Source organism: Pseudonocardia acidicola, assembly GCF_012911935.1.
GTDB classification, from domain to species: Bacteria; Actinomycetota; Actinomycetes; order Mycobacteriales; family Pseudonocardiaceae; genus Pseudonocardia; species Pseudonocardia acidicola.
On the sequence record NZ_JAAXLA010000028.1, the window covers coordinates 1 to 16061 of the forward strand.

Sequence of the window (16061 nt, forward strand, 5' to 3'; positions counted from 1 at the left end):
GGGTGCGGGGGAGGGTTAGGCGGGGAGTTCGCCGCGGCCGGCGGCGTCCAGGGCGGCTTGGGCGGTGCGGGGCATGTGGATCACCCCGGCGCGCTCCAGTTTGGCGAGCTCGGAGCGGGCCATCGAGTACGCGGTCAGCCGCTCGGCGTCGCTGTCGGAGTCCCGTGCCGTGGTCAGCAGCTTGATCACCCGCTCCACGGTGCCCCGCTCGGCCGGCGACAGCCCGGAGAGCCGGATCCGCTCAGCGGCGTCGCGCGCGGCGCGCCAGGCCCGCTCGGCGCGGTCGACGGCAGCGACGAACGCGGCCGCGTGCGCCTGGGCGGGGCGGGCGTCGGTCTCCAGCGCCTGCGCCTCGGCGAACGCCTCGACGAACCGGCCGGTGCTCGGCACGGTCACGTCGGCGAGCGCGGGCAGCCGCAGCACCTGCATCGGGTCGCACTCGTAGGCCGCGTATTCCTGACGCAACCGGTCGAACCGGGCGCGCGCCTGCGGCCAGGGCGGGGGGACGGGCCGCGGCGGTGGCGGCGGGTAACGCCGCCCCAGCGGCGCCATGCCGGCCGCACCCGAACGGCGCAGCGCCGCATGCCGGCGCCGATTATGGGCGATCAACCCGGCGGTCGTGCCCGCCACCAGGACGGGTACCGCGACCCAGGCCAAGATCGCGATGACGGCCAGGATCATGATGAACGCCATCGCGGAGCCTCCGATCACGAGGGCGGCCGGCACCAGGAACCACGCCACCGGGACGTCCCCCGGGGTGGCCCGCGGCGCCCCGCCCCACGATCGGCCGTCCCACGGCGCGCTCCGTCGCCCCGGCCCGAGGACTCCGGGCCAGGGGCCGCCGAACGGCCCGTCCGGGTGGTGGTGATGGGCCGTCCCACGGCGTCCGGGCATGCCACGGCGTCCCGGTGGACGTCCCCACCCGCGTGTCATGACTCCTTGGTACCCGAACCCGGTCGGGGCGCGCACGGGGCCGATCGAGTGCGTCGCATGTAGCGTTCGCCGCGGATCGCCGGATGGCGAATCGCATGCCGGCAGGACGAGAGGGGTCGGGAGTGTTCCGCAAGGTGCTCGTGGCGAATCGTGGCGAGATCGCCATCCGGGCGTTCCGGGCGGCGTTCGAGTTGGGTGTCTCCACGGTCGCGGTCTTCCCCTACGAGGACCGCAACTCCCTGCACCGCGCGAAGGCCGACGAGTCGTACCAGATCGGCGAGGAGGGCCACCCGGTCCGCGCGTACCTCTCGGTGGACGAGGTGATCAAGGCAGCACGCAAGGCGGGTGCGGACGCGATCTACCCCGGTTACGGCTTCCTGTCGGAGAACCCGGACCTGGCCGAGGCGTGCGAGGAGGCCGGTATCACCTTCGTCGGTCCGCCGGCGCGGGTGCTGCACCTGACGGGCAACAAGTCGCGCGCCGTGGCCGCCGCCCGCGAGGCCGGAGTGAACGTGCTGCGGTCGACCGAACCCTCCGACGACGTCGACACCCTGCTCGCGGCGGCCGACGAGGTCGGCTTCCCGATCTTCGTCAAGGCTGTCGCCGGTGGTGGTGGGCGCGGGATGCGCCGGGTCACCGAGGCCGGCGAGCTGCGCGAGGCCGTCGAGGCGGCGATGCGCGAAGCCGAGTCGGCCTTCGGCGACGCGACCGTGTTCCTGGAGCAGGCCGTGGTCAACCCGCGGCACATCGAGGTGCAGATCCTCGCCGACGCCGAGGGCAACGTCGTGCACCTCTACGAGCGGGACTGCTCGGTGCAGCGCCGCCACCAGAAGGTCATCGAGATCGCGCCCGCGCCGAATCTGGACCCGGAGCTGCGCGACCGGATCTGCGCCGACGCCGTCGCCTTCGCCACGCACATCGGCTACGTCAACGCCGGCACCGTCGAGTTCCTGCTCGACGAGAACGGCCATCACGTGTTCATCGAGATGAACCCGCGCATCCAGGTCGAGCACACCGTCACCGAGCAGGTCACCGACCGTGACCTCGTGATCGCGCAGCTGCGCATCGCGTCCGGCAAGACCCTGCCCGAGCTGCGGCTCAACCAGTCCGACGTCACGCTGTCCGGGGCGGCGTTGCAGTGCCGGATCACGACCGAGGACCCGTCCAACGGGTTCCGTCCCGACACCGGGACGATCAGCGCCTACCGCTCCCCGGGCGGGCCCGGGGTGCGTCTCGACGGCGGTACCACGCACACCGGTGCCGAGGTCAGCGCCCACTTCGACTCGATGCTGGTCAAACTGACCTGCCACGGCCATGACTTCAGCAACGCCGTGCGCCGCGCCCGCCGGGCGATCGCGGAGTTCCGCATCCGCGGTGTCGCGAGCAACCTGCCGTTCCTCGCCGCCGTGCTGGACGACCCCGATTTCCAGGCCGGCCACGTGACGACGAGCTTCATCGACGAACGCCCGGAGCTGCTGCGCGCGCGCCAGCCCGCCGACCGCGGCACCCGGCTGCTCACCTACCTCGCCGAGACCACGGTCAACAAACCCAACGGGGCGCGGCCCAAGGTCGTCGAGCCGGTGGACAAGCTGCCGGCGTGCGACCTGGAGGCGAAGGCGCCGGACGGGTCCCGGCAGCTGCTGCGTGAGCTCGGCCCGGAGGGCTTCGCCGCGCGGCTGCGCGAGCAGTCGGCGGTCGCGGTCACCGACACCACGTTCCGCGACGCCCACCAGTCACTGCTGGCGACCCGGGTCCGGACGCGGGACCTGCTCGCCGTCGCCCCGTACGTTGCGCAGACGACGCCGCAGCTGTTCTCCCTGGAGTGCTGGGGCGGCGCGACCTACGACGTGGCGCTGCGGTTCCTCGCCGAGGACCCGTGGGAGCGGCTCGCCGCGCTGCGCGAGGCCCTGCCGAACATCTGCACCCAGATGCTGCTGCGCGGGCGCAACACCGTCGGCTACACGCCGTACCCGGTGGAGGTCACCGACGCCTTCGTCGAGGAGGCCGCGCAGACCGGGATGGACATCTTCCGGATCTTCGACGCGCTCAACGACGTCGAGCAGATGCGTCCGGCGATCGAGGCCGTCCGCAACACCGGGACGGCCGTCGCCGAGGTCGCGCTGTGCTACACCGCCGACCTCGCCGACCCGTCCGAGCCGCTCTACACGCTGGACTACTACCTGCGGCTGGCCGAGCAGATCGTGGAGGCCGGCGCGCACGTCCTGGCGATCAAGGACATGGCCGGGCTGCTGCGCCCGCCCGCCGCGCGCGCGCTCGTCACCGCGCTGCGGGAGCGGTTCGACCTGCCGGTGCACCTGCACACCCACGACACCGCGGGTGGCCAGCTCGCGACGCTCGTCGCGGCGATCGACGCCGGGGTCGACGCCGTCGACGCTGCCGTCGCGAGCATGGCCGGGACGACCTCGCAGCCGTCGCTGTCCGCGCTCGTCGCGGCAACCGACCACACGGAGCGCGCGACCGGGCTGGACCTGCAGGCGGTGTCGGACCTGGAGCCCTACTGGGAGGCCGTCCGCAAGGTCTACGCGCCGTTCGAGTCCGGGCTGGCCTCGCCGACGGGGCGGGTCTACCACCACGAGATCCCGGGTGGGCAGCTGTCGAATCTGCGCCAGCAGGCCATCGCGCTGGGCCTCGGCGACCGCTTCGAGCTGATCGAGGACTGCTACGCCGCCGCCGACCGGATGCTCGGCCGGCTGGTCAAGGTGACGCCGTCGTCGAAGGTCGTCGGCGACCTCGCGCTGCATCTGGTCGGGGCCGGTGTGGAGCCCAAGGACTTCGAGGCCGAGCCCGGCAGGTTCGACGTACCGGACTCGGTGATCGGGTTCCTGCGCGGCGAGCTGGGCGACCCGCCGGGTGGCTGGCCGGAGCCCTTCCGCACCCGCGCGCTGGAGGGCCGCTCGCCGGAGAAGGAGACCGCCGAGCTGTCCATCGACGACCGCCGCGGGCTGCGCGACGAGCGGCGCGCGACCCTCAACCGGCTGCTGTTCCCCGCGCCGACCAAGGAGTTCGACGCGCACCGGGAGAGCTACGGGGACACCTCGGTGCTGTCGAGCAAGGACTTCTTCTACGGGCTGGAGCCCGAGATCGAGCACACCGTCGACCTCGAGCCCGGGGTGCGGCTGCTCATCGAACTGGAGGCGATCTCCGAGGCCGACGAGCGCGGCTACCGCAGCGTGCTGACGACGCTGAACGGGCAGCTGCGGCCGGTGTCGGTGCGCGACGAATCGGTGGCGACCGACGTCAAGGCTGCGGAGAAGGCCGAACGCGGCAACGACCGCCACGTCGCGGCGCCGTTCGCCGGGGTGGTGACCCTGCAGGTCGCCGAGGGCGACACGGTGGAGGCGGGGCAGACCGTGGCGACCATCGAGGCGATGAAGATGGAGGCGTCGATCACCGCGCAGCAGGGTGGCACGGTGGGCCGGCTGGCGATCGGGAAGGTGCAGCAGGTCGAGGGCGGCGACCTGCTCTTGGAGCTCGAATGACAGGTCGTGCGCGGAAATCGTCGCCTGAACAGCGTTATCCGCGCACAGGCGCATGCGCATAATCGCCGGGCGGGTCGGCGGGCGACGGCTCGCCGTCCCGCCCAAGGGCACCCGGCCCACGTCGGACCGGGTGCGGGAGGCGTTGTTCAGCGCGCTGGAGAACGACCCCGGGCTCGACGACGCCGCAGTGCTCGACCTGTGCGCGGGCTCGGGTGCGCTCGGGCTGGAGGCCCTGTCCCGGGGCGCCGGGCACGCCCTGTTCGTGGAGTCCGACCGGCGGGCCGCCGCCGTGCTCAAGCGCAACGTCGCGGACCTGGGGCTCGGCGGCGAGGTGCGGGCCGCCCCGGCCGGCACCGTGCTGGCCGGGCCCGCCGACCGCGCCTACGACCTCGTGCTCGTCGACCCGCCCTACGCCGTCACCGATGCCGAGGTCGCCGGTTGGCTCGCCGCTGCGTACGCGCACGGCTGGCTGGCCCCGGACGCCACGGTCGTCGTCGAGCGTGCGGCGCGCAGCGGACCGTTCGACTGGCCGGAGCCGATCCGCGCGGTCCGTGAAAGACGTTACGGCGACACCACCCTGCACGTCGGGCTTTGTTACGGTCCGGGTTCGTGAGCTACTCCCTGGTGGTGGCGTGATGAGGCGTGCGGTCTGTCCCGGTTCCTTCGACCCGGTGACCCTCGGCCACCTCGACATCATCGGGCGTGCCGCGGGCCTGTTCGACGAGGTCGTGGTCGCGGTCCTGGTCAACAAGAACAAGAAGAGCCTGTTCTCGGTGGACGAACGGATCGCGATGCTGGCCGAGACCACCGCCGACATGCCGAACGTCAGCGTCGACTCCTTCCACGGCCTGCTCGTCGACTACTGCAAGGCGCACGACGTGCGGGCGATCGTGAAGGGTCTGCGCGCGGTCACCGACTTCGACTACGAGCTGCAGATGGCGCAGATGAACCAGCGTCTCTCCGGGGTCGACACGCTGTTCATGTCGACGAACCCGGAGTTCAGCTTCCTGTCCAGCTCGCTGGTCAAGGAGGTCGCGACCTACGGTGGTGACGTCGCGCACCTGCTGCCCGCGACGGTGCACCGCCAGCTGCTGGAGCGCATCGCCGAACGGGCCTGAGCCCCGGACGGGCGCCCTTACCCGGGGGGTCAGGCCCCAGAACGTCGATCACCCGGTCGGAACTTGACACGCGGGCGCCACGCCGAATACGGCCAATCGGTGCGTACCGGTGGCAGGATCCGTCGCGTGTACCGGGTCTTCGAGTCGCTGGACGCGCTGGTCACGGTCGTCGAGGAGGCGCGCGGCGTCCCCATGACGGCCAACTGCGTGGTTCCCCGCGGTGACGTCCTCGAGTTGCTCGACGACGTCCGGGAGGCGTTGCCGGGCGAGCTGGACGACGCCCAGGACGTGCTCGATCGCCGCGACGAGGTCCTCTCCGAGGCGGAGCGCGAGGCCGAGGAGGCCCGCTCGTCGGCGGAGGCCGATGCCGAGCAGATGCTCGCCGATGCCCGCGCGGAGGCGGAACGGACCATCTCCGCGGCCCGCGAGGAGGCCGAACAGATGGTGGCGCAGGCCCGGCACGAGGCCGAGCGTGCGATTGCCGAGGGCCGCCGGCAGTACGCCGAGCTCACCGACCGGGCCCGCGACGAGGCCGACCGGCTGGCCCACGCCGGGCGGGCGGCCCACGACCGCTACGTCGCCGACGGGCAGGCCGAGCAGGCCCGGCTGGTCTCGCAGACCGACGTGGTGCACGCCGCGAACAGCGAGGCCGCCCGGATCGTCGACGCCGCCGACGCCGAGGCCGACCGGCTGCGCCGCGAGTGCGACAGCTATGTCGATGCCAAGCTCGCCGAGTTCGAGGACGCGCTGACCAAGGCGCTGCGCACCGTGAGCCGCGGCCGCAGCCAGTTGTGGCGTGGCGGCTCGCCCGGCGGGATGTCGAGCGGGGCGCCGAACGGGCGGTCCGGGACGGGGATGGATCTGATCGACTGACCCGGCGGATCGTCCGGGTCATCACTTTTCGATCACCATCGTTCTGACCCAGCGTGCTCGTCGCGCTACTCTGCGCACGTGGCGCGCCGCGTCGAACCCGATCCGCTGACGTGGTGGGAGAGGTACGGCCACCGGCTCTCCGCCCGCCCGGAGACCGCTGTGGATCCGGGGCCGGACGCCACCTCACCAGCGCAGCCAGGGGGAACGGTGGAGCCGTCGCAGGTCCGGAACGAGGCCGAGCTGGCGACGGCGGCGCAACTGCGGGACGACGCGATCCTGCGGGCGCGTGCCGATGTGCCGTCGCAGGGCTGGCGCCGGCTCGTGCACGCGGCCAGCCGCGGGGTCGTCAACCCCGGCCCCGGGCCGGGGGAGCAGGAGCTGCGCGCGCTGCTCGAACGGATCCGCAGCCCCCTGGAGTCCCCGCGCCGGATCGCGGTCAGCTCGATCAAGGGCGGCGTGGGCAAGACGACCGTCGCCAGCTGCCTGGGGCTGGTGCTGGCGGAGCACCGCGGCGACCGGGTGATCGCGCTGGATGCGAACCCGGACGCCGGCACGTTGGCCGACCGGCTCACCGGCGAGTCCGCGGTCACCGTGCGCGACCTGCTCGACGACCTCGACCACGTCGGCTCCTGGACCGACGTCTCGCGCTACACCAGCCTGGCGGGGCGGTTGCAGGTACTCGCGTCCGAGCAGGACCCGGCGGCCAGCGAGGCGTTCAACCGCGACGAGTACGAGCGGGTCTGCGAGGTGCTGGTCCGCTTCTTCACCATCGTCATCACGGACTCCGGGACCGGGCTGGTGCACTCGGCCATGAAGGGGACGCTCGAGCTCGCGGACAGCCTGATCGTGGTGGGCGCGCCGACGGTCGACGGGGCCAGCCGGGCGAGCAAGACCCTCGACTGGCTGCTGGCGCACTCCTACGGCGATCTGGTCGCCGACGCGGTCGTGGTGCTCTCCTGCGACCGCAGCAGCGCCGAGATCGACCGGACCCGTATCCGGGAGCATTTCGAGTCGCGCTGCCGGGCCGTCGTCGAGGTGCCGCACGATCCGCATCTGGCAACCGGCGGCCGGGTGACGTTGGGCCGCCTGCGACCGGCCACCCGGGACGCCTTCTACGAACTCGCGGCGCTGATTGCGGACGGCTTCACGCCGGGAGACTGATAGGCCGGTCACCCGGCTTTCGAATCGATCACGTTCCACTACAGGGGGAGATTGCCGGTGAGCGGCAAGGAAAGTGAGCCGGTGACCGACGCCGGCCCGGGCGAGCGCGAGCCGGGCGCAGGCGGTGACGCCGGCGACGGCTGGATCGCCGGCGCGTGGTCGGCCGAGGGCTGGGTCTCGGCCACCACGGTCGGGCCCGACCCCGAGCCGGAGGACGACGAGACGCCGGTCGCCGCCCCGCGGGGCGCGGACGCCGCGTCCGAGCCCGGGGAGTCCACGATCGGCGAGACCGCGGACGACGCCACGGCTGGTGACCTCGCGCCCGACGCCGCCGTCGACGCCGCCGTCGACGCCGAGGCAGACGCGACCGACAGCGCCGTCGACAACGATGCCGACGGCAAGGCCGACCGCACAGCCGACGGCGACACCGATGTGGACGTCCCGCCGGTCGCTGCCGAGCCGGTGATCGCGCGGCACGCTGCCGCGGCGGGGGCGGCCGCCGGGACGACGCCGACCGCGCTGTCGGGCGAGCCCACACCCGCACCGGCTCGGGAGAGCCGGCCCACGCCGGCCCCGAGCCGGCCGCGGCCCCGGCCCGACGCGGCGACCGCGGCCGAGCTGACCGAGGACGCGATCGTCCGGTTCCGGGGCGACCGGCCGACTCAGGGCTGGCGCGGCACGCTCTACGGTCTGACCGGGGGCCTGATCAATCCCGGCATCGGCCCCGTCGAGCGGGCCCGGCAGGAGCAGCTGCGCCGGATCCGCCGACCGCTGCCCGGCTCGCACCAGATCGCGGTCAGCTCGATCAAGGGCGGGGTGGGCAAGACCAGCGTCGCGGCCTGCCTGGGGCTCGTGCTGGCGGAGAACCGCGGCGACCGGGTGATCGCGCTCGACGCGAACCCGGACGCGGGCACCCTGGCCGACCGGCTCACGTCGGAGGTCTCGGTGACCGTCCGGCACCTGCTCGACAACATCGAGGCCACCCACTCGCTGACCGACGTCGCCCGCTACACGAGCCTGGCCGGGCGGCTGCAGGTGCTGGCCTCCGAGCAGGACCCCGCGATGAGCGAGGCCTTCAATCGCGAGGAGTACGAGCGGGTCTGTGAGGTGCTGACCCGGTTCTACAACATCGTGATCACCGACTCCGGGACCGGGCTGGTGCACTCGGCGATGGAGGGCACCCTGGCCCTGGCCGACAGCCTCGTCGTGGTCGGCGCGCCGACGGTCGACGGCGCGAGCCGGGCCAGCAAGACGCTGGACTGGCTGATCGCGCACGGGCACGCCGCCCGGGTGGCCAACGCGGTCGTGGTGCTGTCCTGCGACCGGGTCAGCCGCGAGGTCGACCGGGCCCGGGTCCGGGAGCACTTCGAGGCCCGCTGTCGCGCGGTCGTCGAGGTGCCGCACGACCCGCACCTGGCCACCGGCGGACGGATCGAGCTCTCCCGGCTGAAGCCGGCCACGCACGACGCATTCCTGGAACTGGCCGCGCACCTGGCCGACGAGTTCGGTGCCGGGCAGCGGCCCGTGGAGGTCTCCCGCGCCACGGTGCCCAGCTACCCCTGATCCTTGCGGGCCGGCGTCACCGCCGTCCGGGCCCGGCACCAGTCGACCACGGCGCGGACGACCTGCGGGGCGATCGGGTCGCGCAGTTCGGCCTTGTACTTCCTCAGTGACGGGGCGCCGGGCTGGACCCGCAGGGTGTGGCTGACGCCCCGGGCGAGGTGGATCTGGACCGGGCCCGGTACCTGCCGGGCGATCTCGTCGAGATCGGCGGGATCGACCTGCAGGTCGTTGCTCCCGGTGAGCGCCAGGACCGGGACCCGGACCCGGGCCAGGTCGGTGCGGGGATCGTAGGCGAGGAACTCCCGCAGCCAGCGCGCGTTCAGCCGCGCCAGGCCCAGCCGGGCCACGTCGGTGGTGGTCGCCTTGATCTTCGCATGGTTCTTCGCGACCTTGGCGCGCACGTCGATGTGCAGCAGACGCAGCAGGCCGCGCACCGGGCCGGGGAGGGTCGCTCCGATCCGGTCGGCCTGCCAGAGCAGCAGTTGCTCTCCGGGCGTGGCGCTCCCGCTGAGCAGGACCAGCCCGGCGACCGGCGCGCCGCGCCCGGCCATCGCGGTGACCAGCAGCGCGCCCTCGCTGTGCCCGGCGGCGAGCACCCGTCCGGCGTCCACCTCCGGGCGGGCGGCGAGGGCGGCCAGCGCGGCGCCGGCGTCGTCGACGTTGTCGAACAGGCCCGCCTCGCGCCAGTCGCCCGGGCTCTCGCCCACGCCCCGCTTGTCGTAGCGCAGCGATGCCAGGCCCGCCGCCGCCAGGGCGTGCGCGAGCTGGCGGGAGACCTCGAAGCGCATCGTGCGGTGGTCGGAGTTCCGGTCCAGCGGGCCCGACCCGGAGACCAGCAGTACCGCGGGGAACGGTCCGTCGCCCTCGGGGAGGGCCAGCGTGCCGGCCAGTGTGTGGCCCGCGGAGTCGAAGCGCAGCGACGTCTCATGCATCAGCGGCTCGCCGCGGTCAGCCGGTCGACGAGCCCGGCGGGGTCGGCGACGTCGAGCAGGAGCGTGTCGTAGTGCTGCCCGGTCAGCGACACGCGCACGGCCGGGCGGTCGCGCCGGACGCTGACGAGGGCCTTCTCGCCGGGGCGCCGCCAGGTGCCGATCTTGCGGACGCCGGGCAGACTCAGCCCGGGGGCGCGCAGGCCGTGGGTCGCGCCGAGGCCGTCCGCGACGACCTCGGCGCCGCGGACGGCGGACAGTGGGATGCGGATGTCCCGGACCAGTCCGGCGAGCTTCTCCCCGGGAGTGAAGGTCACTTCGAGCGCGTCACTGGTCACCTGTGCGGTGGTCATGGCACTATCGTTCTCAGAGACGAGAACGATGTCAATAGTGAGAATGATGGGAGTCCGTCGTGGGGTCAGCCGACGTGCTGCTGCACCCGGTCCGGCTGCGGATCGTGCAGGCGTTCCTCGGTGACCGGTTGCTCACCACCTCCGACCTGCGGGAACAGTTGCCGGACGTGCCGGTGGCGACGCTCTACCGGCACGTCGCGGCCCTGGTCGCCGGGGACGTGCTGCAGGTGGTCTCCGAGCGCCGGGTCCGCGGCAGCGTCGAGCGCACCTACCGGTTGCCGGTTGGTGCCGGGTCGGTCGGCCCGGAGGAGGCGGCGACGCTGAGCGTCGAGGAGCACCGGCAGGGCTTCTTCGCCTTCGTCGCCGGCCTGCTCGCCGACTTCGACCGCTATCTCGAGCGCGGCGACGTCGACCTCGGCCGCGACCTGGTCGGCTACCGGCAGGCCGCCCTGTACCTCTCCGACGACGAACTGCGTGAGCTGATCACCGAACTCGGCGCGGTGCTGGCGCCGCGGCTGGCCAACAAGCCGGCCGGCGGCCGGGTCCGGCGGATCTTCAGCACGGTGCTGATGCCGGGCGGGTGAGCGTCGCTCACCCGCCGTCGGGCCGGTGCCCGGGCACGGGCTGCAGCGGCAGGTGCACGTCCGCGACGCGTTCGACGGCCGCCGGGTCGCCGCGCAGGGCCGCGATGCGCCGTCGCGCGGCGCCACCGAGCATCACGATCGCCGCCAGCAGCACGACGATCCCGGCGGACCCGGCCGCCAGTCGACCGGTCCGGCCGAGCAGGTCCGCGCTACCGGCGAGAGGCGCGAGCGCGATCCGCTCGCCACGGTCCGGTGCAGGCTCGGTGGGCGGCGTGGCCACGTCGACGGCGGTCAATGCGCGAAGGGGGTCGACGACGCCGGCGCCGGCGATGTCGTCGGGCCTGCCGCCCCGGCTGGACTCCTTGGCGGGTTGCCCGTTCTCGTCCAGGGACGCGACGGCGAGGACCGAGGGGTAGGCGGCCGGCCACCACGTCCGGCCGGGTGCGGTCTCGTTCTCGTTGCCGGCAGCCGCGACCACCACGACGTCCCGGGATACGGCGTACTCGATGGCTGCGGCAATGCGTGAGTCGGTTCCGGAGACGGAGAACGAGAGGTTCATGACCCCGCCGGGAGCGCGGTCGGCTCGGTCACGGATCGCCCGGGCGATCCGGTCGAGTGGTGCGGTTGTGACGTCCCCGGCGTAGCGCACCGGCACGACGACCGCGCCCGGGGCCACGCCGACGATGCGGTCGTCGTCGGTCGGCCGGGCGGCGACGATGCCGGCGATCGGCGCGCCGTGGTTCTCGCAATCCTCGAGGGGCGTGTCGCTTCCCCGGGGCCTGGGTCCAGCACCTCGCCGTCGGCGACGTCGCCCTCGTGCGGGGCCGCCACCTCGTCGGGCGGGACGGGCCGTTGACCCTGGTGACCGAACGTGCTGTCGGCAAGTGCACAACGTGAGAATCATCTCCGCGAGCCTGGCCAGCCGGTTTGCCTCATCGACACCGCTTCATCACCCGGAGGGTGATTCGTCGTCGATGCCCGCGTGCAACGTCCGGGGCGCTCCGTGCCCGCAACCCGTGAGGAAGCCGTGTCTGCGCCGACCACGATCGGACCGCCGCCCACCCCCACCCGGACCGACCCAGAGCCGTTCCGGCCGGCCCACCTGACCCGGCCCGAGCACCTACGGACCGCAGCGCGCGGCGCGGGATGGATCCTGCTCGTCGTCGTCTGCTACGAACTGTCCGAATTCGGCGAGGCGCTCGGTGCTCCCGCCCCCGACCTGCTGGCCGGGTTGCTCGCCGGTCTGGTCCTGGCGCTGTCCGGGCTGGTCAACCGCTCGTTCCCGCGGGCCGCCACCCGCGCCTCCCAGGCCCTCGTGGGTGTGATCATGGGCAGCTACCTCGACACGGGCAGCGCGATCCCGGTCGGGGCGGCGCTGCCCCTCGTCGCGATCACCGCGGCCACCATCCTGCTCAGCCTCGGGGCCGCCGCGGTGCTGGCCCGGATCGGCAAGCTCGGCATGACCGACGCGACGCTGGGCATGGTCCCCGGCGGCTCGGCCGCGATCATCTCCTGCTCGGACGATCTCGGTGCCGACAGCAGACTCGTCGCGTTCGCGCAGTACGCGCGGGTGGGGCTGGTCGCCACGACCGCCCCGGCCGTGGTCATGGGTTTCGCCGCGATCGGCACCCGGCAGCCCGACGACGCCGCCGTTCAGTCGCTGCTGCCGATGCTGGACCGGCTGGTCACGGAGCCGGCCAACCAGGCCGGGCGGCTCGTCGTCCTCGTCGCGGTCTGCATGGTCGGGGTGAGCGTCGGGCGTCACCTGCGGCTGCCGGCCCCGCTGCTGCTCGGGCCGATGGTGGTCACCGCGCTGTTCGCCGTCACCGACGCGTCCAGCGGCTTCATCCCGGACGGCCCGCTCAAGGACATCGTGTTCGTCGTCGTGGGGCTCGAGGTCGGCCTGCGGTTCACCCGGAGGTCGGTACGGCACGCCGCCGGAGTACTGCACCACATCCTCGCCGCCATCGCGGTGGTCTGCCTCGCGTGCGCCGGGCTCGCCTGGCTGCTCGGCGCGCTCGTCGGCATCCCGTTCATCGAGGCCTATCTCGCCACCACCCCGGGCGGGATCAACGCGGTGCTCGCGACGGCGGAGTCGACCGGGACGAACGTGCCGCTGGTGTCGACGGTGCAGGGCCTGCGGCTGTTCGTCGTCTGCCTCGCCGTGCCGCCGATCATCCGCTGGCTCGACGCGGCCCGGCGCAGGGCGGCCGAGCGGGCCGGTGACACGGACCGTCAGCCGGTCGGCGCCACCACGTAGGGCGAGCGCGGCCGCACCTCGTCGCGGTGGACGCCGCTGCGGTCCTGCGGGTGCCCGGTCCCCGGGCATCCGCGGGGACGCGGGGGTCCCGCCGTTGCGGGGGTTCCGGGCGGGTTCGCCGGTCGTTGACGGCAAACCGCACGCCCAGGCCTATCCTGGATGAGGTCATGAACACGCACCGCACCCCTGCTGCTCAGCAGCCCCGCCCCGACACGGCCAGCCCGTGGGTCTTCAGCACCCGCGAACTGGGCCGTCGGCCCGGGAACATGCGCACCGTCGCCCGTACCGTCGCCGCACCCGACGCGCCCGCGCAGATCGGGCTGGAGAACGTCATCGTCGTGCCCGCCGGGTCGCCGGTCGAGCTCGACCTGCAGTTGGAGTCGGTGACCGAGGGCGTCTACGTCTCGGGGCGCGCATCGGCCGGGCTCACCGGTGAATGCTCGCGCTGCCTCGACGGGCTGACCGACACCGTCGAGGTCGAGATCGCCGAGCTGTTCGCCTACCCGGACAGCGTCACCGACGAGACCACGGACGCCGACGAGATCCCGCGGCTGGTCGACGAGTATCTGGACGTCGAGCAGGTGGTCCGCGACGCCGTCGTGCTGGCCCTCCCGCTGGCCCCGCTGTGCGATCCCGACTGCCCCGGGCTGTGCCCGGAATGCGGCGGCCGACGGGCCGATCTCGGCCCCGGGCACGGGCATGAGACACTGGATCCCCGATGGGCCGCTCTGCGTGAGCGGCTGCCGTCTGCCGATTAGCCCCCAAGCATTTCAGGAGATTCGCCGTGGCCGTACCCAAGCGCAGGATGTCGCGGTCCAACACGCGCTCGCGCCGGGCGCAGTGGAAGGCCGCTGCGCCGACCCTGGTCGCCTGCTCGAACCGCGCCTGCCGCGAGCCCAAGCCGCCGCACGTCGCGTGCCCGACCTGCGGCACCTACGACGGCCGCCAGGTCGTCCGTCCGGCCTGATCTCGACCGCGTGGCGGAGCGTGGCGTTCGAGGGCCCGTGGAGGACCGCGGGCCCCTGTTGCGTGCACTCGGCGTCGATATCGACGCCGAGTTGCTCACGCTTGCGCTGACGCACCGGTCCTACGCCTACGAGCACGGTGGGTTGCCCACGAACGAGCGTCTGGAGTTCCTGGGCGACTCGGTGCTCGGCGTGATCGTCACCGAGCGGCTCTACCGGGACCACCCGGATCTGCCCGAGGGGCAGCTGGCCAAGCTGCGGGCCAGCGTCGTGAACATGCACGCGCTGGCCGGGGTGGCCGCCGAGCTGAGCGCCGAGGAGGACCTGGGCCTCGGGGCGTACCTGTACCTCGGACGCGGTGAGGAGCTCACCGGTGGGCGGACGAAGGCGAGCATCCTGGCCGACGCCACCGAGGCCCTGATCGGCGCCGTGTACCTGCAGCACGGCCTGGAGACCGCCCGCCAGGTCGTGCACCACCTCTTCGACGGGTTGCTGCGCAGCGCCCCGCTGCTCGGCGCCGGTCTGGACTGGAAGACCAGCCTCCAGGAGCTCACCGCCTCGGCCGAGCTCGGCGTCCCCGAGTACCGGATCGCCGAGGACGGCCCCGACCACCTCAAGGTGTTCACCGCGACCGCCGTCGTCGGCGGGCGCGAGCTGGGTTCGGGCGACGGGCGCACGAAGAAGGAAGCCGAGCAGAAGGCCGCCGAGCTGGCCTGGCGCACCCTGACCGCCGAGGCCGACGGGTCGGCCAACGGCTCGGGCCCCGGGGGCTCCGTCATCCCCGGCAGAGGCTCCGGCGCCGCGCACTCCTAGCCGGTCCGCGCCGCCCATGCCCGAACTTCCCGAGGTCGAGGTCGTCCGTCGCGGCCTGGCCGATCACGTACTCGACCGGCGCATCGCCTCGGTGTCCGTCGAGCATCCCCGCGCCGTGCGCCGCCACCTCGCCGGCTCGGACGACTTCGCGGCCCGGTTGACCGGTCGCACGATCACCGCCGCCCGCCGCCGCGGCAAGTACCTCTGGCTGGAGCTCGACTCGGCCGGGGCCGGTGACGATGCGATCCTCGCTCATCTCGGGATGAGCGGGCAGATGCTGGTCGCCGACGCCGGCCGGCCGCGGGAGAAGCACCTGCGGATCCGGTTCGACTTCGCCGACGGCGGGCCCGAGCTGCGGTTCGTCGATCAGCGCACGTTCGGCGGGCTGAGCGTGCACCCGCTCGCCCCGGCCGCCGGCGGCGGTCTGCTGCCCGAGCCGGTGGCGCACATCGCGCGGGACCCGATGGATCCGGTGTTCTCCCTGGACGACGCCGTGGCCGGCATCCGCCGCCGGCGCACCGGCCTCAAACGCGCCCTGCTGGACCAGACCGTGGTCTCCGGTATCGGCAACATCTACGCCGACGAGGCACTGTGGCGGGCCAGGCTGCACTGGGCGCGGCCCACCGAGACACTGACCCGGGCGCAGGGCCGCAGGGTGCTGTCCGCCGCGGCCGAGGTCATGAACGAGGCCCTCGAGCAGGGCGGGACGTCGTTCGACACGCTCTACGTCAACGTCAACGGCGCCTCGGGCTACTTCGACCGGTCGCTCGACGTCTACGGCCAGGCCGACCGCGCGTGCCGGCGGTGCGGCACCCCGATCCGCCGGGACCCGTTCATGAACCGGTCGTCGTTCAGCTGCCCGCGCTGCCAGCCGCGCCCGCGCCGCGCGCACTCCTGACTCGCGTATCGATTCCCGCGCTGCCCATCAGGAACGCGTCAAGATCCGGGGGGCGGTGCGCCCGCGGGGACACGGTCGGCCGGTTCGGTACGCGGATCGGCGGGGGCAGCG

The 16061-nt window shown here is 73.3% G+C and carries 16 protein-coding genes; 12 read left to right on the forward strand and 4 right to left on the reverse strand.

Annotation, left to right across the window (positions count from 1 at the left end; all coding sequences use genetic code 11):
• Positions 1–15: 15 nt before the first annotated feature.
• Positions 16–741, reverse strand: a complete 726-nt coding sequence (locus tag HF526_RS16220; RefSeq protein ID WP_169382289.1) for a hypothetical protein — start codon at positions 739–741, stop codon at positions 16–18.
• Positions 742–1055: 314 nt separating this feature from the next.
• On the opposite strand from HF526_RS16220, the gene HF526_RS16225 reads away from it, so the two are divergent.
• The 6 genes from HF526_RS16225 to HF526_RS16250 all read left to right on the forward strand — a co-directional run bounded on the left by HF526_RS16225 (position 1056) and on the right by HF526_RS16250 (position 9148).
• Positions 1056–4433 carry a pyruvate carboxylase gene (locus HF526_RS16225; RefSeq protein ID WP_169382353.1) on the forward strand — a complete coding sequence of 1126 codons (3378 nt, stop codon included), beginning with the start codon at positions 1056–1058 and terminating at the stop codon, positions 4431–4433.
• A 52-nt stretch (positions 4434–4485) separates the two neighbouring features.
• Positions 4486–5046 carry a 16S rRNA (guanine(966)-N(2))-methyltransferase RsmD gene (rsmD, locus tag HF526_RS16230; protein ID WP_169382290.1) on the forward strand — a complete coding sequence of 187 codons (561 nt, stop codon included), beginning with the start codon at positions 4486–4488 and terminating at the stop codon, positions 5044–5046.
• A 22-nt stretch (positions 5047–5068) separates the two neighbouring features.
• The gene (gene coaD, locus HF526_RS16235; protein WP_169382291.1) at positions 5069–5551 is read left to right on the forward strand and encodes a pantetheine-phosphate adenylyltransferase; all 483 of its coding nucleotides are present in this window, start codon (positions 5069–5071) and stop codon (positions 5549–5551) included.
• Between the two features lie 126 nt (positions 5552–5677).
• Positions 5678–6424, forward strand: coding sequence for a DivIVA domain-containing protein (locus HF526_RS16240; RefSeq protein WP_169382292.1), 747 nt, complete (start codon positions 5678–5680; stop codon positions 6422–6424).
• Positions 6425–6502: 78 nt separating this feature from the next.
• Positions 6503–7585 carry a MinD/ParA family ATP-binding protein gene (locus HF526_RS16245; protein ID WP_338051519.1) on the forward strand — a complete coding sequence of 361 codons (1083 nt, stop codon included), beginning with the start codon at positions 6503–6505 and terminating at the stop codon, positions 7583–7585.
• Positions 7586–7642: 57 nt separating this feature from the next.
• The gene (locus HF526_RS16250; protein ID WP_338051520.1) at positions 7643–9148 is read left to right on the forward strand and encodes a MinD/ParA family ATP-binding protein; all 1506 of its coding nucleotides are present in this window, start codon (positions 7643–7645) and stop codon (positions 9146–9148) included.
• On the opposite strand, the gene HF526_RS16255 is transcribed toward HF526_RS16250, so the two are convergent.
• Together HF526_RS16255 and HF526_RS16260 are read right to left on the reverse strand one after the other, a co-directional pair.
• Entirely contained in the window at positions 9139–10080 is a 942-nt protein-coding gene (locus tag HF526_RS16255; protein ID WP_169382293.1) for an alpha/beta hydrolase family protein, read from the reverse strand. The two genes, HF526_RS16250 and HF526_RS16255, sit on opposite strands and share 10 nt — an antisense overlap.
• Positions 10080–10430, reverse strand: a complete 351-nt coding sequence (locus HF526_RS16260; RefSeq protein ID WP_169382294.1) for a hypothetical protein — start codon at positions 10428–10430, stop codon at positions 10080–10082. The genes HF526_RS16255 and HF526_RS16260 overlap by 1 nt, the downstream gene beginning before the upstream one ends.
• A 59-nt stretch (positions 10431–10489) precedes the next feature.
• Here HF526_RS16260 and HF526_RS16265 point away from each other — a divergent pair, with 59 nt between their 5' ends.
• Positions 10490–11014, forward strand: coding sequence for a helix-turn-helix domain-containing protein (locus tag HF526_RS16265; RefSeq protein WP_169382295.1), 525 nt, complete (start codon positions 10490–10492; stop codon positions 11012–11014).
• 7 nt (positions 11015–11021) lie between these two features.
• Here HF526_RS16265 and HF526_RS16270 read toward each other — a convergent pair whose 3' ends face one another.
• Positions 11022–11918 carry a S8 family serine peptidase gene (locus HF526_RS16270; protein ID WP_169382296.1) on the reverse strand — a complete coding sequence of 299 codons (897 nt, stop codon included), beginning with the start codon at positions 11916–11918 and terminating at the stop codon, positions 11022–11024.
• Positions 11919–12041: 123 nt separating this feature from the next.
• Here HF526_RS16270 and HF526_RS16275 point away from each other — a divergent pair, with 123 nt between their 5' ends.
• The 5 genes from HF526_RS16275 to mutM all read left to right on the forward strand — a co-directional run bounded on the left by HF526_RS16275 (position 12042) and on the right by mutM (position 15950).
• On the forward strand, positions 12042–13274 hold the full coding sequence (locus HF526_RS16275) for an AbrB family transcriptional regulator (RefSeq protein WP_169382297.1): 1233 nt from the start codon (positions 12042–12044) through the stop codon (positions 13272–13274).
• Between the two features lie 167 nt (positions 13275–13441).
• Positions 13442–14032: a YceD family protein gene (locus tag HF526_RS16280; RefSeq protein ID WP_169382298.1), complete on the forward strand. Its 591-nt coding sequence runs from the start codon at positions 13442–13444 to the stop codon at positions 14030–14032.
• 26 nt (positions 14033–14058) lie between these two features.
• The gene (gene rpmF / locus HF526_RS16285; protein ID WP_169382299.1) at positions 14059–14241 is read left to right on the forward strand and encodes a 50S ribosomal protein L32; all 183 of its coding nucleotides are present in this window, start codon (positions 14059–14061) and stop codon (positions 14239–14241) included.
• 10 nt (positions 14242–14251) lie between these two features.
• Positions 14252–15052 (forward strand): ribonuclease III, encoded by an 801-nt coding sequence (rnc, locus tag HF526_RS16290; RefSeq protein ID WP_169382300.1) that lies wholly within the window; start codon positions 14252–14254, stop codon positions 15050–15052.
• A gap of 16 nt (positions 15053–15068) precedes the next feature.
• Positions 15069–15950 (forward strand): bifunctional DNA-formamidopyrimidine glycosylase/DNA-(apurinic or apyrimidinic site) lyase, encoded by an 882-nt coding sequence (gene mutM / locus HF526_RS16295; RefSeq protein WP_169382301.1) that lies wholly within the window; start codon positions 15069–15071, stop codon positions 15948–15950.
• Positions 15951–16061 lie beyond the last annotated feature (111 nt).